The organism is Brevirhabdus pacifica (assembly GCF_002797755.1).
In the GTDB taxonomy this organism is placed as follows: Bacteria; Pseudomonadota; Alphaproteobacteria; order Rhodobacterales; family Rhodobacteraceae; genus Brevirhabdus; species Brevirhabdus pacifica.
This window is the reverse complement of sequence record NZ_PGFI01000013.1, coordinates 371,690-388,533: the sequence shown is the minus strand read 5'-3', so window position 1 is coordinate 388,533 and position 16,844 is coordinate 371,690. Positions and strand designations below refer to the sequence as shown.

Sequence of the window (16,844 nt, the reverse complement as noted above, 5' to 3'; positions counted from 1 at the left end):
CCCACTCGCGTGGCGAATGGCTTACTTGTCGGTCTTGGCTTCCATGTCCGGGCCGACCGAGGCGAGGTAGGCGAACACGTCCTCGTGGTCCTTGCGAAGCTTGAAGGACATCTTCGAGCGGGCGCCGTCGTCACCCAGGTGCTCTTTCAGGAAATCCTTGGGGTCCTTCACGAAGGCGACGAAGTTCTCCTCGGTCCACATCAGGCCCTTCTCGCCGGCTTCTTCCAGCGACGAGCTGTAGTTGAAATCCTCGTCCGAGGCCGCCTTGTTGTAGGCCACGCCGTAGAGGTTGGGGCCGGTCTTGCCACCTTTGTAGATGACCTCTTCGGTCTCGGTGTTGACGATCGAGTGGCAGGACTTGCAGCTGCGGAAAGTCTTCTCGCCGGCCTCGGCGTCGCCGGTGGGGGCGACGTATTCGATCTCGGCGTCCATGCCGGCCTTGGCGTGGGCCTCGGCCAGGGCAGCCGAAGCGAAGGCGGTGGAGGCAGCGAGGGCCGCGGCGAGAGTGATGACGGATTTCATGACGAACTCCTGTTTGTTGCGTCGGTGGTGTCTTCGGGCCGCAAGCTAGCCTGAAGACGGTCCGAGAAAACTGCGACAAAAGGCATTAAGTCTTCACGATTTCGCGCGGTCGGGGGGCAAATTTTCGATCGCGAGGGAAGGGCCCCTTTGGCGCCCGCACCACATTCAGGTGGCATCACGGCGCGGGGATGTGTATCCCCGCCGGGTCTTTTCGCAGCGGAGCCGCCAATGCCCACTTTCATCCCCGCCTGGGTCGACGGGACCCTGACGCAGGTCGAGAAGGTCGAGGCCCACCGCCGCGGCCTCAAGCATCCGGCGATCTCGGTCTTCGTGATGGACGGCGATCTGGTCCTGATGCAGCGCCGCGCCCTGTCGAAATACCACACGCCTGGCATCTGGGCCAACGCCTGCTGCACCCATCCCCTGTGGAACGAGGCACCGCTGGCCACCGCCCAGCGCCGCCTGGAGGAGGAACTGGGGATCACCGGCCTGTCGCCCGTTTTCCGCAATCGCCTGGAGTATCGCGCCGACGTGGGCGACGGCCTGACCGAGCACGAGGTGGTCGACATCTTCCTGGCCGAGGCCGACCACGAGCGGCTGGCGATCACCCCCAACCCTGAGGAGGTGGCCGAGACCCGTTGGCAGCCGCTGGCCGACCTGCGGGCGGATGTGGCCCGCAACCCCGGGGAATACACCCCGTGGCTGCGGATCTACCTGCTGGAACATGGCGGCAGCATTTTCGACGCGGCCGGCTGAGCGGCCGCGCCAGGGGCGCTCTAGCCCTCGACCATCGCCTCGACCTCACGGCGCAGCTTCACGGCGGTGACGTCCTCGTCGAGCTGAACGTCGTCATAGGTCAGGATCGTATCGACCTTCACGTCGCGCACCAGCTTGACGTTGCCCGTCAGCCCCAGCGGCAGCGCGCCCATGCCCACGGACAGGCGCGAGGGGCGCAGTTGGCCCGCCACGGTATAACCGCCCTCGCCGTCCAGCATCTCGCCGGCCTTCAGGTCGCGCTTGGCTACTGCCACCACGTCGGCGCGGAACGAATCCGCCGTGCCCGTCGCTTCGCCCCGGATACCCACATTGGCGACCGACAGGCCCAGCTCCAGCCCGATCAGGTGCCAGCGCTTGTAGTTGCAGATGTAGCGGCCGCTGTCGTCCGAGATGACCTTGTATTCCTCGAAGCAGTGGCGCTGGTAATCGGTGACCGCCTTGACGCAGACCCACACGCCCATGCGGATCTCATAGTCGATGGGATCGCCGTTGGCGTCGAGGGAGTTCAGCACCTCGACCATGCCGGGCCCGTCCAGCTGCCCACCCTCGGACCGGGGCTTCATGATCTGAGGCAGCTCGTCGATGCGGCCGGCGGGGTAGGCCAGGCCGTTCTCGGGCGCGTCCAGCCCGCAGGCGTTGGCGATGGCAGCGGATTCGATGGCGGGCTTGGTGCCATCGAGGAACGAGTTGAACATCTTGGGGTTCAGCCGGCCACGGTCGGCCTGTTCCTGGGTCAGGCCCCAGTGGCCCCAGACGGTCTCGGGCGTGGAGTGGCGATACTCAGGGCGCCACTTGTGACCGCGACCGGCGGCGGCCACCTCGAACCCGCAGGTCCGGGCCCAGTCCACCAGCTCGCAGGTCATTGCCGGCTGATCGCCGTAGGCCATCGAATAGATGACCCCGGCGTCGCGGGCCCTCTTGGCCAGTGCGGCACCGCAGACGGCGTCGGCCTCGACCGTGGCGCTGATGACATGCTTGCCGGCGTCGAAGGCGGCGACCAGGTGCCGGGCTGCAACGACCGGATCGCCGGTGCACTCGACCACGATGTCGACCAGCGGATGGCGGATCAGGGCGCCTGAATCCTCAAGCACGCAGGTGGTGCCGGAAGCGGCGGCCTCGTCGAGGGAGCGGGCCGCGTATTTCTCGGCCGGCCACTCGGCCAGGGCCAGGTTCGAGCGGGCGCGATCGACCGAAAGGTCCGCGACGCCGACCACATGCACCCCGGGCAGCCGCCCCGCCTGCGACAAGAACATGGTGCCAAACTTCCCCGCACCGATGACGCCGACCCGGATCGGTCGACGCTCTTCCTGACGCGCTAGCAGCTGACGATAAAGACTCATCCGAATTCCTCCCTCTGTCCGGATCACGGGCGCGACAGTGCCGCAGGGTCAGGGCGGGGAAAAGTGCCTTTCGCACTTGCGCGAAAATTAGCGCGAGGGTTCGTGAAACCTTAACCCTGTATGGCCAAAATTAGGCAGAAACCCCTTTTTGAGGTATGGTTTCTGCAGCACCCGGACTGCCAGCCTCTCAATCTGGCGAGTTCCGGCGGGGGTATTTTTTGCAAGCCCCGGCTATCAAAGGCGGAATTATACCGCCGGCCCGCGTCGTCACACGCTTCGTTCCGAGTTTTTCATGAGTCACATAATGAACGCAAAACATTCCCGTCGCCGATCTCACCGGCGCTTTGCCATCCTGCCTATCCGCCTTGAAGACGGACGATGGATCTGGCTCTCGTTCTACCGCAGCAGGCGGATCGCCATGCTGGACGGGGGAAGCTACATCGAACGTCGCAAGGAGTAATAGGCCCGCGCCGACCTTGGCAATCGACCGCGATCCGACCGGCCCGAAACCGCGCCCGGCTGCCCTTGGCAGACCGGGGCCAAAGCGCTGCCCAAAGGCAGCCGCAAGGGCGCCTGTCGGCTGATTTCCCGGAAGGGAGGGAGAGTGGTGAGCCGTGCAGGATTCGAACCTGCGACCCACTGATTAAAAGTCAGTTGCTCTACCAACTGAGCTAACGGCCCACTCGGGGGGCTGGCTACTTGCTGGGGCGAAAGGCGTCAAGCAGAAAAAAGCAACAAAATGCCGGGGCGCTTTCATTCGCCTGCGACTCTGTCTATATGCGCGACCATGAGCGCGCAGAACCCATATCACGGCTTGGCTTTCATGAAGATGCATGGCCTGGGCAACGACTTCGTGGTGATCGATTCCCGCGACGGCGACGCCGTGGTCACGCCCGAGCTTGCGCGCTTTCTCGGCGATCGCAATCGCGGCGTGGGATTCGACCAACTGGCCGAGCTTCGGCCATCGGACGAAGGCGACGTTCACCTGGATTTCTGGAACAGCGACGGCTCGCGCGCGGGGGCCTGCGGCAACGCGACCCGCTGCGCCGCAAGCTACCTGATGGGCCTCAACGGCACTGACCATCTGGTGCTGACCACCGCCCGGGGCCGCCTGTCTGCCCGGCGCGAAGGCGATCTGATCAGCGTCAACATGGGCCAGCCACAGCGTGACTGGGCCGAGATCCCCCTGTCCCGCCCGGTGGACACCGACGCGCTGCCCCTACCGGGTAGTCCCGTCGCCGTCGGCATGGGTAATCCCCACGCCGTCTTCTTCGTCGAGGATGCCGAGGCGGTGGACGTGGCCGCCCGTGGCGCCGCGGTCGAACATGATCCCCTGTTCCCCGAGGCCACCAACGTCGAATTCGCCGAGATCCGCGCCCGGGACGAGATCCGCATGCGGGTCTGGGAACGCGGCACGGGCATCACCCTTGCCTGCGGCTCGGGTGCCTGCGCCACCGCCGTCGCGGCCCATGTCCGGGGCCTAGCCGACCGGCGCGTGCGGATGGAGGTCGACGGCGGCTGGCTGACTCTGGACTGGCGCGACGATGGCGTCTGGATGACCGGCCCCACCGCCCACGTCTTCGACGGTGTCCTGCGGACCGGACCTTCGGCATGAGCGGCCTGCCCGAACCCCGGGACGGGGCCGAGGACGCCGCCGGCACCCGCCCCGCGACCGCCGCGGCGCCGCGCTTTGCCACCATGGGCTGCCGCCTCAACGCCTACGAGACCGAGGCGATGAAGGAGCTGACTGCCCGGGCCGGGTTGGAGAATGCCGTCGTCATCAACACCTGCGCCGTGACCGCCGAGGCCGTGCGCAAGGCCCGTCAGGAAATCCGCCGGATGCGCCGCGACCATCCCGAGGCGCGGATCATCGTCACCGGCTGCGCCGCCCAGACCGAGCCTGAAACCTTCGCCGCCATGGACGAGGTGGACCTGGTCCTTGGCAACAACCGCAAGATGCAGCCCGAAACCTGGGCCAACCTTGCCGCCGATTTCGCCGGTCCGACCGAGAAGCTGCTGGTCGATGACATCATGTCCGTGACCGAGACCGCCGGTCACCTAATCGACGGGTTCGGCACCCGCAGCCGTGCCTATGTCCAGGTCCAGAACGGCTGTGACCATCGCTGCACCTTCTGCATCATCCCCTACGGGCGCGGCAACTCGCGCTCGGTTCCCGCGGGCGTGGTGGTGGACCAGATCCGCCGCCTGGTCGATAGCGGCTACAACGAGGTGGTGCTGACCGGCGTCGATCTGACAAGTTGGGGCGCCGACCTGCCCTCGACCCCGCAGCTGGGCAATTTGGTGCAGCGGATCCTCAAGCTGGTCCCCGACCTGCCCCGGCTGCGCATCAGTTCCATCGATTCGATCGAGGCCGATCCCGCCCTGATCGAGGCCATCGCCAGCGAACCGCGCCTGATGCCCCACCTGCACCTGTCGCTTCAGGCCGGCGACGACATGATCCTCAAGCGGATGAAGCGGCGGCATCTGCGCGACGACGCCATCCGCTTCTGCGAGGACATGCGGCGTGCCCGGCCCGGCATGACCTTCGGGGCCGACATCATCGCCGGTTTCCCGACCGAGACCGAGGCCATGTTCGAAAACTCGATGAAGCTGGTCGAGGAATGCGGCCTGACCTGGCTGCACGTCTTCCCCTATTCCCCGCGCCAGGGCACGCCCGCCGCACGGATGCCGCAGGTTCACGGCACCGCCATCCGCGAACGCGCCCAGCGTCTGCGCGATCTGGGGCAAGCCCGGGTCGGCGCGCATCTGAACGCCCAGGTCGGCCAGGCCCATCGCGTCCTGATGGAAAACCCGCGCATGGGCCGGACCGAGCAATTCGCCGAAGTGCTGTTCGACAGCGACCGCCCCGAGGGGCAGATCGTGGATGCGCGCGTGACCGGCGTGCGGGACGCGCAGCTTCTGGGCGCCTGAGCCCGTGGAGCACGCCGCTACTTTCACCGACGGCGCCCTGCCCGTCCTTTATTCCTTTCGCCGCTGCCCCTTCGCCATGCGGGCCCGCCTTGCCCTTCTGGCCGCCGGCCAGCGGGTCGAGCTGCGTGAGATCCTGCTGCGCGACAAGCCCGCCGCCATGTTGGAGGCATCGCCCAAGGGCACGGTGCCGGTCTTGGTGCGGCCCGACGGCAGCGTGCTGGAAGAAAGCCTGGACATCATGCGGGCGGCCCTGGCCGCGAACGACCCCCAGGGCTGGCTGGATATGCCCGGGGAGGGTCACGCCCTGATCGCCGCCTGCGACGGGCCGTTCAAGACGGGCCTCGACCGTTACAAATATGCCTCCCGCCACCCCGAGGATGACCCGACTGCGGCACGGGACGCGGCGGCCACCTTCCTGCACGATCTGGAAGGGCGGCTGGCGGCGACCGGCGGCTGGCTATTCGGCCCGGCACCCCGCCTGGCCGACATGGCGGTCCTGACCTTCGTGCGGCAATACGCGATGGTGGACCGGCCCTGGTTCGACGCGCAGCCCTGGCCGAACGTGATCGCCTGGCTGGAGCGTTTCCTGGCTTCCGACGCCTTCGCCGCGATCATGATCCGCCCCGCACCCTGGGCGCCGGGGGATGCGCCGCTGATCTTTCCGACCGACAGCACCGCACCGCCCGCCGATGGACTTGGCACGGGCGGAATGGTTTAACCAAGGCCAAGCCAGACCCGCCGGTCCGCCGGCCCCGACAAAAGGTGCGCCATGCTTCAATTGCTGTTCTCCGGGGCCTCGCCCTATGTCCGCAAGGTCCGCGTGACCCTGGCCGAGACCGGGCAGACCGACGCCGTCGAACTGGTCCAGGTTTCTACCTCCCCGATGAAGCCCGACCCCCGGGTCCTGGCCGCCAACCCTTCGGGCAGGATCCCCGCATTGGTGCGCCCCGAGGGACCCGCGATCTACGACAGCCGCGTCATCTGTCGTTACCTGGCCGAGCGCGCCCCGGACGGCCCCGACCTATACACCCAATCCCGCCTGTGGGAGGTGCTGACCCTCGAGGCGACCGGCGACGGCATCCTCGATTCGGCCGTCTCCATCGTCTACGAGAAGCGCCTGCGCCCCGAGAACCTGCAATCCCAGGACTGGATGGATGCCCAATGGGCCAAGATCGCCCGGGCGCTGGATGCGCTGAACGACCGCTGGATGGGCCATCTGGCCGGGCCGCTGAACATGGGCACGATCGCGGTCGGCTGTGCCCTTGGCTACCTGGACCTGCGCCACGCCGATCGCGAATGGCGCCGCGATCACGACGCGCTGGACGATTGGTTTGCCGCCTTCTCCCAGCGCCAGTCGATGCTGGACACCGCAGCACCGGTTTGAGGGGGCAGGAATGATCCAGATTGCCGAGGCCGCGCCCGGCCCCGACCGCGATGCCTGCATCGACATCCGCCGCCACGTCTTCGTGGGCGAGCAGAACGTCCCCGAGGCCGAGGAGGTCGACGGACTTGACCCCGAATGCCTTCACCTGCTGGCCCGCGATGGCGGGCGCCCCGCCGGCACCCTGCGGCTGCGCGAATCCGGCGACACGGTAAAGATCCAGCGGGTGGCGGTGCTGCCCGAGTGGCGCGGAACGGGCCTGGGGGCGCAGTTGATGCGCCACGCGATGGAGCTTGCGCGCGCCCGCGGCATGCGCAAGGCCCGGCTGGGCGCGCAGATCCACGCACTGGGGTTCTATGAAAAATTGGGGTTCGTCGCCGAAGGGCCCGAGTTCCTGGACGCGGGCATTCCCCACCGGGAAATGACCCGCCCCCTCTAGGTCGCTATTTCAGCTGGCTGTCCTTGGAGCCGCGTCGGTTGATTCCGCCCCGCATGACGGGGCGCGCGTCGCGCTCCTGCTGGCAATCGATACAAAGCTTCACGCCCGGAATCGCCTGGCGGCGTGCCTCGGGGATGGGCTCCTCGCACTCGGCGCAATGGGTCCGGCTTTCGCCGCCCGGCCTGCGCCGGGCCTGCATGCGCTTCAACTCGTCTTCGATGGAGGCTTCGATCTGTTCCTCGACCGCGCCGTCACGTGCCCAGCCGCCAGCCATGTGCGTCACCTTTCATCCAGAGAATCCGGGTTACGCGCACGCCCTGCCCACCAGAGCGCGGCGACCGGAATCACGATCCACTGTAAAAATGGGGTCAGACCGGTTCCGATCAAGGGCAGGACCGGCATCGCGGGGGCGTAGGCCCAGGCCTCGCGCAGCTCGGTGTTCATCCATTCGCTAAAGATCGTGTAGCCGAGGCCGAGGATGACAGTCAGCATCGCGACCCGACGCCAGGCCGCCGGATCCCGGGGCCAGCCGCGCCCCACCGACACCAGCGCCGCCAATAGGACCGAGCCCGCGATCAGCACGTCGCCCCCCGTGCAATGCAGCCCGGCAAAGGCGATCTGTTGCCAGGTGTCCTCGTACCAAAGCTGGTAGAGGGGCATGTGGGCAAACTCCCACAGCAGGTGAGCGGGGATCAGAACGGCAAAGTACCGGCGCAGGATCGGGACCGTGCCCGGGTCGCGTGCGTCGTCCTGGATCGTGGGCGGATATTGAATGTTCAGCCTCTCGCCCTCCATCTGCGTGCCGGGAAGATCGGCCCGGGCAGGCGTGCCCCGGCTGCGGCTGGGGCCGGCGGCCAGGCGGCCGCCGGCACGCCCGCATCAGTTCTGCATCGGCATCCGGGTACCACCGTCGGACGGTGCGGCGCCGCCGTCAACATCGTCGGTCGTCTCGCCGTCCTCGTCGCCACCGTCGGCATCATCGGCAAGATCAGCCGAACCGGGGGCACCGGGGCCGCCGGGGAAGGGCATCATCCCGGGCGTGCCCTGGCCCTTCATGCCGCCCATCATCCGGCCCATGTTGCCCATCATGCCCATGTTCGACATGTCGCCGCCCATCATCATCATGTGCTGCATCATCATCATCTGATGCATCATCATCATCTGTTGCATCATCGCCATCATGGGCATCATGCCCTGGCCCTGCATTCCCATGCCGTGCATGCCCATACCCATGCCGTGCATGCCCATACCCTTGCCATAGCCCTTGCCGTGACCGCCCTTACCGCGGCCCTCGCCCTCGTCATGGTCGTCGGCGCCCGCAGCACCCGGCTGGGCGTTCATCATGCCCATCATGCCGCCCGCGGCACCGCTGCCCGGCGTCACCGGGGTGCCCGGCGCGGCTTCCTGCGGTTCGGTCGACACGCGGCCTGTGACCTGGTCCTGCGCGGTGGCCGAGCCCCCGTCATGCCCCATGTGCGAGGCGGCGAAAGAAGCGGCGGGGCTCATGCCGAGAAGCGCGGCCGCGGTGATGATTGCCAGTCTGGTCATCGTCTGTTCCATCCTTGGATTGAGAGTTTGCCCCGCCCTGCCCGGGCGGGAAGGGTCTTGGTCGGTCTCAGCGTGCGGTGGTTACGTCGAAATACGCGGGCTTGCCGCTTTTCGGGATGATCAGGGGACGCAGCGGGCCATCGGCCTTGCCGCCCATCCCGGGCGATCCGGCCGGCATGCCCGGCAGGGTCAGCGCCGCGCCCTCGGGTGCTTGCTTCAGAAAGGCCCGCAGGCTTTCCACCGGCACGTGCCCGCTGACGGCGCGGCCCTGGTGGATGGCGGTGTGACAGCCCTGAAGTTCGGCCGGAATGCCCAGCGCCTCGGATCGCTCGACAAGATCGTCGGTGGCGATGACCTCGACCTCGAAGCCGTTGGCCCGCAGGTAGGTCGTGTAATTGTCACAGCACGAACACTCGGCGTTCTTGTAGAGCTTTACGGTCTCGGCGCCGGCAACGGCGGGAAGTCCAAGGCCCAGCCCCAGAAGCAGTGCGGCCACGGTGGGCGTGCGCGATGTCGTTTTCATGATGTCTCTCCGTGATTGAGCAAGTCTTCCGACGGCCCCCGGGTTCCCGTCCGATAACGGGTCTGGGGCACGAACGGGGATCCAACCGACGGAACGGCGCCAAAGCGCCGACCGTCAGAGGCGGTATCGCGGAGGATCGAGTGCCGGGGCCGGGCCCAGGCCCCGCAATCGCCGGTCGCTCAAGACCCGGGCGAGGCGTCTTGCCGCGGCCATGGGTTCGGCCCGCACGGCCCCGTCGGGCAGGGCCGCCAGCACCGGTGCGGCGCAGGTCGCGCCCGCCGCCATGTCGCAGGCCTGGTGAGGTCCGGGTTCGGGCAGGCAGGCGCTACAAGGACCGGGGGTCACCTCAGGCGCCTGCATCCGGGCGTGCTGTTCCAAGACCATCTCGCGCGGCCAGGCGCCGCCGTCTACCAGCTTTCCCAGCCCCGCCGAGAAGGTGGAGCCGAGCGTCAGCGCAAGCGCGGCGAAGAGGATCACGAACAATCTCATGGGGTCGATCTAACCCCCTTCGCCCGCGGGAGGGCAATGGCCGGCCCCTCACATGCACGTGAGCCGCGCGAAACCCGCCGATAGCCCCGATCGGCCCGGAAGCCCGCCGTTCAGGGACCCGTCATGCCACGCGGTCGGGCGGCTCCTGCCCTGCGAAAAAGGCGCGCAGGTTCTCCAGTGCCCGTAGGCCCATCCCCTCGCGCGTTTCCCTGGTGGCGCTGCCCAGATGCGGCAGCATCACCAGCCGGTCACAGCAAGCAAGCGTCGGGTTGATCGCGGGTTCCCCCTCGAAGACATCTAGCGCGGCGCCGCCGATGCGGCCCTCGGTCAGGGCCTTGGCAAGATCCTCCTCGTGGATGACCTCTCCGCGGGCGGTGTTGATCAGGTAGGCATCGCCCCGCATCAGCGCGAGACGCTCGGCATTGATGAGATGCCGGTTGGCATCGCCGCCCGGGCAGTGAAGCGAGACGAAATCGCATTCGGGCAAAAGATCCTCGACCGAGGCCACCTGGGTGGCGCCGAACTCGGCCAGGACCGTCGGATCGACCCGGCTGCGGTTCTGGACGAGGATGCGCATGCCGAACCCGTGGTGGGCGCGGCGGGCCATTTCCCGTCCAATGCGACCAAAGCCGATGATGCCCAGCGTCTTGCCCGTGACCTTGCTTCCGACCAGATGCGTCGGGCGCCAGCCGGACCAGTCACCGGCGCGCAGCTCGCGCTCCCCCTCGCCGGCGCGGCGGGCCGCCATCAAAAGCAGGGTCATCGCCAGGTCCGCGGTGCAATCGCTCAGCACATCGGGGGTATTGGTGACCGCCACGCCCAGCCGCCGCGCGGCCTCCGTGTCGATATGGCTGAAGCCCACGCCGTAATTGGCAAGGATTTGCACCCGCGGGGCCGCGTCCGGAAAGGCCTCCGGGCCCAGCCGGTCGGTCACGGTGGGCAGGATCGCGTCATACTCGGTCATGGCGATCCGCAGCTCATCCGGGCTGAGCGCGCGGTCGTCGATGTTGAAATCCGCGTCGAACTCCTGCTCGAGCAGATCCTCGACGGCCTGGGGCCATCTTCGCGTGACCAGAATCCGGGGTTTGGGCATGTTTGTGTCGCTCCTCCTCAACGATACGGGGGACCTTAGCCACAGGCAGGGGCGCGTGCCACCACCGACATGGCCTGAAGCCTCGACGCAGGGGGCCGGGATGGGTAAGGCAGGGGGCAGATGTAAAAGGAAGCCGACACGTGACCGATCAGATTGCCGACATGCGGGCCCGCGCCCGGCGCATTTTCGACAGCGCGGTGCGTGCCGCCGATCCGGTCCCCGCCCTGCGTCAGCATCTGAAAACCGCGCCGCGCCCCCGGGGCGGCGGCCGCCAGATCGTCATCAGCGTCGGCAAGGCCGCGCCGGCGATGATGGCCGAGGCGATGGCGCATTTCGGCTCCGGCTGCACCGCCCTGGCCATCACCCATCGTGGCAACGAGGCGGATTCCGGCGGCGCGCCCCTGCGCCACGCCGGGCACCCCCTGCCCGACCAGGCCGGGCACGATGCGGCACGCGAGGTCATCGCCCTGCTGGACGAGGCCGGCCCCCAGGACCAAGTCATCGCCCTGATCTCTGGCGGCGGATCGGCCCTGATGCCGGCCCCGGCTGGGACGCTGACCCTCGAAGACAAGATTGCCGTGAACAAGCTGCTGCTGGCCTCGGGGCTGGGGATCGAAGAGATGAACCTGATCCGCCAGCAACTCTCCGAGCTGAAGGGCGGCGGCTTCCTGCGCCATGCCGAACCGGCGCCCGTCACCGCCTATATCCTGTCGGACGTGATCGGCGACGACCTGCGGGCCATCGCCAGCGGACCCACCGTGGCGCCCATCGGCTCGCGCGCCGAGGCTGCCCGCCTCGCCCGCAGCGCCGGTTTCTGGGACCGTCTTCCCCAGCCTGTCCGCGCCCACCTGGAAAAGACCTGCCCGCCGCCGACGACGCCCACCGCGACCAACATCCTGATCGGCAGCAACCGCCTGTCGCTCGAGGCGATGGCGACCACGGCCGGACGCAGCGCCCGGATCGTCAACGATCACCTGGTCGGTGATGTCGCCGACGCCGCCGAACTGGTGGTCGAGACCCTGCGCCAGGAGGCCACTCGCGGCCCCGCCGCCCTGATCTTCGGCGGCGAGACGACCGTCCGCCTCAGCGGCACCGGCCTGGGCGGCCGCAACCAGGAGATGGCCCTCCGGGTGGCAATGGCGGCCGAGCGTCTGCTGCCCGGCCGCTGGGTCTTCCTGAGCGGGGGCACCGACGGGCGCGACGGCCCCACCGACGCCGCGGGCGGGCTGGTCGATTCCGATACGGTGACACGGCTGCGCATGGCAGGCGCCGATCCCGCGGCCCTGCTGGCCAACAACGACAGCAATCGGGCGCTGGACCTCTCGGGCGATCTGCTGGTCACGGGCGCCACCGGCACCAACGTCGCGGACGTGCAGCTTCTTCTGATCGAATGAGGGCTGGGTCGGGCGGATAACCCGGTTTGCTTTGGGGTCATGCCCCGGAGAAGTGCTTGGATTTTTGAGAAGTGGTGCCCCAAGACGGACTCGAACCGCCGACCTACTATTTACGAAACAGTTGCTCTACCAGCTGAGCTATTGGGGCCCCGGCGGCCTATTAGCAACCTTTGGCCGCCGGTGGTAGTCCTATTTTCGCTCAGGCTTGGCGGCGTGTCGGCGGCTCAACATCCGGCATGACGCGGGGCATGGCCATGCCGACGGTCTTGCCGTGGGGGGCGTCGCCCTCGACCGTCTCGTCGCCCTCGTTTTCCGAGGATGCGGCGGGGCTGGAGGGGGGGATGGCGCTGGGCGGAAGCTCCTCGTCGGACCTATCGGTGTCCGACGCGGCCGCGATCTCCGCATCCTCCACATCCTTGTCGGTGTCCTTCTCGGACCGCGCGGGCGGCTCGGCGGGGGGCACGACCTCTTCCGCGACGGGGCCGCGCGTCTCGATCGCGGCGGTCCCGCCCGAGGACAGGGCCGGCGTGCCGGCACCGGAGCCCGAGGCGTCGGGCCGGCCCACGATCAGGGGCAGCATGTCGGTCGAGTTGGGCATTGCGACCTCGCCGGTGGGCGGTTCGCGCCAAGCGAGGGTGTCGAAGGCGTGGCAATTGCCGCAGACGGGAGTCCAGTGACCGTGCAGGTGGTGACAATTGTCACAGATCCACTGGGGACCACGGGGCGCGGTCAGTGCCCGGGTTAGCCAGCCGCGAACCACCGAATCGTCCGCCCCCTCGCCCCGTTCGATCGCCGCCATGATGGTCAGCGAACGGGCGGTGGGATGGGTCGTGACCAGATCGCCCAGGGCGCGTCGCGCCTCGGGGAAATCCTCGTTGGCGATGTGAAGCTCGGCCATCAGCATCCGCGACTCGGGATGGTCGGGGTTGGATTTGACCAGGGCGCGGAAGCGATTGATGCGCTGCGCCGGCGTCTCTTCGGGGTCGATCCGGGCGAAGGCGGCGGCAAGGTCGGGGTGAGGTTCGGCATCCCAGGCGGTTTTCAGCACCTTGGTCGCGTAACGCGGGCGCGCACGGTCGATATAGGTCTCGGCCGCCAGCACGGCGGCGGGCACCAGATCGGGCGCCAGGCGGTTGGCCTCGATCGCCGCATCGCCCGAAACGCCGTCGCCCTGCGCGCCACTGCGGGCGGTGGCCAGGGCCAGGACGGCATCGCGGCGCTTGTGGACGTCGCGCGGCAGGGTACCCGATTTCAGCTTGGCGTCGAGGGTGCGGCGCGCGCCGGCCCAGTCGCCATCATCGGCCTGAAGCTTCAGCAGAACATCCTGCACCTCGTTGTGGCGCGGCTTCAGCTCGAACGCTTTCTGGGCAAGGGCGAGCGCGGTGTCGGTATCCCCCTCGGCCAAGCGTTGGCGCAGGATACCGCGAATGCCGACGAAACGGGTGCGATCATCCTGCAAAAGGGTCTTGTAGACCTCTTGTGCGCGGGTGTGATCGCCGGCCATCTCGGCGGCCTGTGCGGTCAACAGGTTGGTCAGCTCGGGGCGATGCAGATACCGCTCGGCCTTCTCGGCCTTGGCCATGGCCAGCCGCCCCTCGCCCGAGGCCAGGGCGACCATTCCATCCGACAGCGCCTGGTATCCCTTGCGCTCGCGGTTGCGGTCGAAATACCGGGTCAGCGCGGTCTCATCGCCCTTCACGAAGCGCAGGATCGCCACCAGCAGGCCGACCAGCTTGAACAGGATCCACAGCGCCAGAACCAGCAACAGAACCGCGACCACGGACTGAAGCGGTCCCAGGGTGAACTCGGTATTGGCGACCGACAGGCGGATGCCGCCGGAGGTTTCCATCAGGTAGCCCGCGCCCAAGGTGGCCGCGGCGATCAGGGCGACAAAAATCGTAATCTTCAACAAAGACCAAAGCATGAAGTCGTCCTTAATTCTGGGCCAGGCTGGCAGAGTATTCATCGAAGGCGGCAAGTGCAGCGACGCGGTCGCGCGCCGCCGCCATCCAGGTCGCCATCTCGGCGCGCCCTTCCTCGGGCAGGCGTTCCAGCAGGGTGAGTGTCTCCTCGACCCGGCCCTGGTTCAGGGCATCCTGCGCCTGGGACAGGATGGCATCGGGATCGTCGCCGTCGCGGGCCGAAAGCGACCGGGCCCCGGTCTGGGTCCGCAGGAAGGCGCCGAAGCGGCTGACCGGGTCGTCGCCGGCCGTCGCCTTGATCGATTCCGCCAGGGCGGCGCGGGCCGCGTCGGGGAAATCCTGTTGCAGCTGCGCCAGGGTCGCCACGCCATCCTGGGCGGTGGCTGCCAGAGCCTCGGGGACGGAGGGCGCCTCGGCCCCGTCCATGCTGGCGGCGATGGCCGAAACAGGCTCCTGGTAAGGGGCGCCCGAGGTCAGTGCGGCCTGGATGTCGGCCAGCGCGGCCTGGCGCCGGGCGCGGGCCTCGGCGGCCTCGGCGCTTTCGCGCACGTCCGAGACTTCGGCCAGACGCGCCTCAAGCCCCTCTTCCAGGCGTGCAACACGCTCCTGCAGTGCCGCAAGATCGCGGCCCAGGGCATCTTGCCCCTCGCGGACCGGGGCAAGGCTCGCCGCCATCTCATCGGTCAGGGTGCTGCGAAGCTCGGTAAACTGCTGTTGCTGACGCTCCTCGAAGGTGGCCAGGGACTGCTGAACCTCTTCAGCGGGGTCGGTGGCGCGCGCCTCTTCCAGCGCGGCGAGGCGCTGATCAAGCTCCTCCGAGTTGATCTGGAGGCCATCCAGCCGGTCGACCAAGGGCGCCGCGCTGTCGGTGGCCCCGCTGCGGGCGCTGGCAAGTTCGGTCTCAAGGGCGGCGCGGCCATCGGCGGCGGTGGCAGCCTCGGCGCGCAGCTCTTCGATCTGGGCCTGAAGCTCGGCCAGGGTTGTTCCGTCCTGATCACCGCCGTTGCGGGCAGTGGGGAACCAGCCGTCGGGCCCGAGGTATTGCGCGGTGCCATAACCGATCAGGCCAGCCACGATTCCCCCCAGCACCATCGGGAAGAACCCGCCGCGACGGGCCTCGGTCCGGGGTTCGGAGGTTGGGGCGGGCGTGGGATAGACGGCGGGCGGCGTCGCTTCGGCCTGCGCCTCGGTCTCATCGCTGCCGTTTTCGGCGGCATCCTCGCGCCGGGTCGTGGTGCCATGATCGCCAGCCACCTCGGCCCCGGGCGGGGGCGTGATGATCTTGTCCTCCGAAGGGGTCTTGCCCGTCGGGCCCCCGTCCTTGCGGCTGCGGGACACCTTTGGCATGGACCCGGCGGCCGGGGCCTGCGACGCGGAGGCGGAGGATGTGGCGGCCGCCTGCGCGGCGCCTTCGATCGGCTTTCCGGTCGGGCCAAGGCGACTGGGGGTGCGGCGCTTGCCGCTTACGGCCGTGACCGGCGCGCCGGTGCCGCGGACCTGTGATCCGGGGGCCTGTGATGTGGCCTCCTCCGGCGCTGCGGCGGGCGTGGTTTTCGAGGGGGTCTTGGAAGATGCGGCGGAACGGGGGCTGCCCGTCTTGCCGTTGGTTTTCCTGGATCGGGCCACTCTGGTATTTCCTTCGTTCCGGTCTTTGTCGGCATCGGTCATCCCGCACCGTCAAAATCGACGATCCGGGTAGCCAGGCCTCAGCCTTGCGACGCCTGGAGAAGAATCCGTAGAACAGACTCAACCATAGTGGCGCCGTCGGGCTGCGCAATAACATCAATGCGCCCGAACGCATCGGGTTCCAGATTCTGTTGGACGAATTCGCTCATGCACAGCAGGTGGGCGCTGGGTGCCGGGGCGAATTCGCGGGCAAAGCGCAGGGCAGAGCGGGGCGAATATATCGGTGCCAGGACAGGGGCTTGCGCGGCGAAAAGCGCCCGCGCGGCATCGCCTGGTGCCACGTCCTGCTGAGTATAGACGACGCATTCACGCGCCTGCAGCCCTGCGTCGCAGAGACGCTGGGCCAGGTTCCCCCGCGCGTGGGCGCCGCGCAGGTGCAGAAGCGGCCCGGCAGGGCGTTGGGCGATCAGGAGGCGCAAAAGATCTTCCACCGTGCCGCCGGCCGAGGTCGCTTGCAGGCCGGCGGCCTCGGCCGCGCGGGCCGTGCTGTCGCCGACGCAGAAGGCCTGCCCACCGCCGGCGCCGCCCTGGGCCCGGTACTCCGCCACCCCCTGCTGCGAGGTGAAAAGAAGCACGGGCGCCGCGCGGTCCCACGCGGCCGGGATGCTTTCGATGCGCATGAGCGGCGCGATCACGATGGGGGTTTGGGGTCCGGCACGTGCGCGCAACAGATCCGCCAGCGCCCGCGACTGCGCCTCGGGGCGGGTCAGTAGAACGGTGGGGATCGTTCGCGCCATGGCTCCGCCGGGATTGTTTGCGCCTGTCGGCGGTGTTACCTGCGGAACGGGCGCCGGGCAAG

Annotated in this window: 19 protein-coding genes and 2 tRNA genes; 8 read left to right on the top strand and 13 right to left on the bottom strand. The window is 68.2% G+C overall.

The annotated features are described in order from the left end of the window. Nucleotides 1-21: 21 nt before the first annotated feature. On the bottom strand, nucleotides 22-522 hold the full coding sequence (locus CLV77_RS13675; protein WP_233128188.1) for a c-type cytochrome: 501 nt from the start codon (nucleotides 520-522) through the stop codon (nucleotides 22-24). A 228-nt stretch (nucleotides 523-750) separates the two neighbouring features. Between CLV77_RS13675 and idi the strand changes: the two genes are divergently transcribed. Continuing rightward, entirely contained in the window at nucleotides 751-1,278 is a 528-nt protein-coding gene (idi, locus tag CLV77_RS13670) for an isopentenyl-diphosphate delta-isomerase (protein WP_076979804.1), read from the top strand. A gap of 20 nt (nucleotides 1,279-1,298) precedes the next feature. On the opposite strand, the gene CLV77_RS13665 is transcribed toward idi, so the two are convergent. Next, the gene (locus tag CLV77_RS13665) at nucleotides 1,299-2,639 is read right to left on the bottom strand and encodes an NAD(P)H-dependent oxidoreductase (RefSeq protein WP_076979805.1); all 1,341 of its coding nucleotides are present in this window, start codon (nucleotides 2,637-2,639) and stop codon (nucleotides 1,299-1,301) included. Nucleotides 2,640-2,943: 304 nt separating this feature from the next. Between CLV77_RS13665 and CLV77_RS16415 the strand changes: the two genes are divergently transcribed. Next, a complete protein-coding gene (locus tag CLV77_RS16415) occupies nucleotides 2,944-3,099 on the top strand; it encodes a hypothetical protein (RefSeq protein ID WP_157802066.1) in 156 nt (51 codons plus the stop codon). 145 nt (nucleotides 3,100-3,244) lie between these two features. Here the strand turns inward: CLV77_RS16415 and CLV77_RS13660 are convergent. Beyond that, nucleotides 3,245-3,320: transfer RNA gene (locus tag CLV77_RS13660), tRNA-Lys, on the bottom strand. 106 nt (nucleotides 3,321-3,426) lie between these two features. Here CLV77_RS13660 and dapF point away from each other — a divergent pair. The 5 genes from dapF to CLV77_RS13635 all read left to right on the top strand — a co-directional run bounded on the left by dapF (nucleotide 3,427) and on the right by CLV77_RS13635 (nucleotide 7,390). Further along, the gene (gene dapF, locus CLV77_RS13655) at nucleotides 3,427-4,254 is read left to right on the top strand and encodes a diaminopimelate epimerase (protein WP_076979806.1); all 828 of its coding nucleotides are present in this window, start codon (nucleotides 3,427-3,429) and stop codon (nucleotides 4,252-4,254) included. A gap of 83 nt (nucleotides 4,255-4,337) precedes the next feature. After that, nucleotides 4,338-5,570, top strand: a complete 1,233-nt coding sequence (mtaB, locus tag CLV77_RS13650; RefSeq protein WP_076981083.1) for a tRNA (N(6)-L-threonylcarbamoyladenosine(37)-C(2))-methylthiotransferase MtaB — start codon at nucleotides 4,338-4,340, stop codon at nucleotides 5,568-5,570. A gap of 4 nt (nucleotides 5,571-5,574) precedes the next feature. Next, nucleotides 5,575-6,288 carry a glutathione S-transferase gene (locus CLV77_RS13645; RefSeq protein ID WP_076979807.1) on the top strand — a complete coding sequence of 238 codons (714 nt, stop codon included), beginning with the start codon at nucleotides 5,575-5,577 and terminating at the stop codon, nucleotides 6,286-6,288. Between the two features lie 51 nt (nucleotides 6,289-6,339). Further along, a complete protein-coding gene (locus CLV77_RS13640) occupies nucleotides 6,340-6,954 on the top strand; it encodes a glutathione S-transferase (protein ID WP_076979808.1) in 615 nt (204 codons plus the stop codon). A 10-nt stretch (nucleotides 6,955-6,964) separates the two neighbouring features. Further along, entirely contained in the window at nucleotides 6,965-7,390 is a 426-nt protein-coding gene (locus CLV77_RS13635) for a GNAT family N-acetyltransferase (protein ID WP_076979809.1), read from the top strand. 4 nt (nucleotides 7,391-7,394) lie between these two features. Here CLV77_RS13635 and CLV77_RS13630 read toward each other — a convergent pair whose 3' ends face one another. The 6 genes from CLV77_RS13630 to CLV77_RS13605 form a co-directional block, all read right to left on the bottom strand. Next, nucleotides 7,395-7,664, bottom strand: coding sequence for a DksA/TraR family C4-type zinc finger protein (locus CLV77_RS13630; protein WP_076979810.1), 270 nt, complete (start codon nucleotides 7,662-7,664; stop codon nucleotides 7,395-7,397). 5 nt (nucleotides 7,665-7,669) lie between these two features. Next, nucleotides 7,670-8,185, bottom strand: coding sequence for a hypothetical protein (locus tag CLV77_RS13625; protein ID WP_233128187.1), 516 nt, complete (start codon nucleotides 8,183-8,185; stop codon nucleotides 7,670-7,672). 84 nt (nucleotides 8,186-8,269) lie between these two features. After that, a complete protein-coding gene (locus CLV77_RS13620; RefSeq protein WP_076979811.1) occupies nucleotides 8,270-8,938 on the bottom strand; it encodes a hypothetical protein in 669 nt (222 codons plus the stop codon). A 67-nt stretch (nucleotides 8,939-9,005) separates the two neighbouring features. Next, a complete protein-coding gene (locus CLV77_RS13615) occupies nucleotides 9,006-9,461 on the bottom strand; it encodes a DUF411 domain-containing protein (RefSeq protein WP_076979812.1) in 456 nt (151 codons plus the stop codon). Nucleotides 9,462-9,575: 114 nt separating this feature from the next. Further along, entirely contained in the window at nucleotides 9,576-9,950 is a 375-nt protein-coding gene (locus CLV77_RS13610; RefSeq protein WP_076979813.1) for a hypothetical protein, read from the bottom strand. A gap of 121 nt (nucleotides 9,951-10,071) precedes the next feature. Next, nucleotides 10,072-11,043 carry a 2-hydroxyacid dehydrogenase gene (locus tag CLV77_RS13605; RefSeq protein ID WP_076979814.1) on the bottom strand — a complete coding sequence of 324 codons (972 nt, stop codon included), beginning with the start codon at nucleotides 11,041-11,043 and terminating at the stop codon, nucleotides 10,072-10,074. A 140-nt stretch (nucleotides 11,044-11,183) separates the two neighbouring features. Between CLV77_RS13605 and CLV77_RS13600 the strand changes: the two genes are divergently transcribed. Next, a complete protein-coding gene (locus CLV77_RS13600) occupies nucleotides 11,184-12,437 on the top strand; it encodes a glycerate kinase type-2 family protein (protein WP_233128186.1) in 1,254 nt (417 codons plus the stop codon). A 72-nt stretch (nucleotides 12,438-12,509) separates the two neighbouring features. Here the strand turns inward: CLV77_RS13600 and CLV77_RS13595 are convergent. From CLV77_RS13595 to CLV77_RS13580, 4 genes are all read right to left on the bottom strand, one after another. Beyond that, nucleotides 12,510-12,585, bottom strand: a tRNA-Thr gene (locus tag CLV77_RS13595). A 51-nt stretch (nucleotides 12,586-12,636) separates the two neighbouring features. Further along, nucleotides 12,637-14,361: a heme biosynthesis protein HemY gene (locus CLV77_RS13590; RefSeq protein ID WP_076979815.1), complete on the bottom strand. Its 1,725-nt coding sequence runs from the start codon at nucleotides 14,359-14,361 to the stop codon at nucleotides 12,637-12,639. Between the two features lie 10 nt (nucleotides 14,362-14,371). After that, on the bottom strand, nucleotides 14,372-15,706 hold the full coding sequence (locus tag CLV77_RS13585) for a hypothetical protein (RefSeq protein WP_143815128.1): 1,335 nt from the start codon (nucleotides 15,704-15,706) through the stop codon (nucleotides 14,372-14,374). Between the two features lie 359 nt (nucleotides 15,707-16,065). Next, the gene (locus tag CLV77_RS13580; protein ID WP_076979817.1) at nucleotides 16,066-16,782 is read right to left on the bottom strand and encodes a uroporphyrinogen-III synthase; all 717 of its coding nucleotides are present in this window, start codon (nucleotides 16,780-16,782) and stop codon (nucleotides 16,066-16,068) included. Between the last annotated feature and the right edge of the window lie 62 nt (nucleotides 16,783-16,844).

What these genes read in the sequence shown, in the direction of transcription:
- CLV77_RS13605 (WP_076979814.1), bottom strand. Translation starts at nt 11,043, where the DNA reads ATGCCCAAACCCCGGATTCTGGTCACGCGAAGATGGCCCCAGGCCGTC.
- CLV77_RS13585 (WP_143815128.1), bottom strand. Translation starts at nt 15,706, where the DNA reads ATGCCAAAGGTGTCCCGCAGCCGCAAGGACGGGGGCCCGACGGGCAAG.
- CLV77_RS13610 (WP_076979813.1), bottom strand. Translation starts at nt 9,950, where the DNA reads ATGAGATTGTTCGTGATCCTCTTCGCCGCGCTTGCGCTGACGCTCGGC.
- CLV77_RS16415 (WP_157802066.1), top strand. Translation starts at nt 2,944, where the DNA reads ATGAACGCAAAACATTCCCGTCGCCGATCTCACCGGCGCTTTGCCATC.
- CLV77_RS13640 (WP_076979808.1), top strand. Translation starts at nt 6,340, where the DNA reads ATGCTTCAATTGCTGTTCTCCGGGGCCTCGCCCTATGTCCGCAAGGTC.
- CLV77_RS13630 (WP_076979810.1), bottom strand. Translation starts at nt 7,664, where the DNA reads ATGGCTGGCGGCTGGGCACGTGACGGCGCGGTCGAGGAACAGATCGAA.
- CLV77_RS13665 (WP_076979805.1), bottom strand. Translation starts at nt 2,639, where the DNA reads ATGAGTCTTTATCGTCAGCTGCTAGCGCGTCAGGAAGAGCGTCGACCG.
- CLV77_RS13580 (WP_076979817.1), bottom strand. Translation starts at nt 16,782, where the DNA reads ATGGCGCGAACGATCCCCACCGTTCTACTGACCCGCCCCGAGGCGCAG.
- CLV77_RS13625 (WP_233128187.1), bottom strand. Translation starts at nt 8,185, where the DNA reads ATGGAGGGCGAGAGGCTGAACATTCAATATCCGCCCACGATCCAGGAC.
- CLV77_RS13675 (WP_233128188.1), bottom strand. Translation starts at nt 522, where the DNA reads ATGAAATCCGTCATCACTCTCGCCGCGGCCCTCGCTGCCTCCACCGCC.
- dapF (WP_076979806.1), top strand. Translation starts at nt 3,427, where the DNA reads ATGAGCGCGCAGAACCCATATCACGGCTTGGCTTTCATGAAGATGCAT.
- CLV77_RS13590 (WP_076979815.1), bottom strand. Translation starts at nt 14,361, where the DNA reads ATGCTTTGGTCTTTGTTGAAGATTACGATTTTTGTCGCCCTGATCGCC.
- mtaB (WP_076981083.1), top strand. Translation starts at nt 4,338, where the DNA reads ATGGGCTGCCGCCTCAACGCCTACGAGACCGAGGCGATGAAGGAGCTG.
- CLV77_RS13620 (WP_076979811.1), bottom strand. Translation starts at nt 8,938, where the DNA reads ATGACCAGACTGGCAATCATCACCGCGGCCGCGCTTCTCGGCATGAGC.
- CLV77_RS13635 (WP_076979809.1), top strand. Translation starts at nt 6,965, where the DNA reads ATGATCCAGATTGCCGAGGCCGCGCCCGGCCCCGACCGCGATGCCTGC.
- CLV77_RS13615 (WP_076979812.1), bottom strand. Translation starts at nt 9,461, where the DNA reads ATGAAAACGACATCGCGCACGCCCACCGTGGCCGCACTGCTTCTGGGG.
- idi (WP_076979804.1), top strand. Translation starts at nt 751, where the DNA reads ATGCCCACTTTCATCCCCGCCTGGGTCGACGGGACCCTGACGCAGGTC.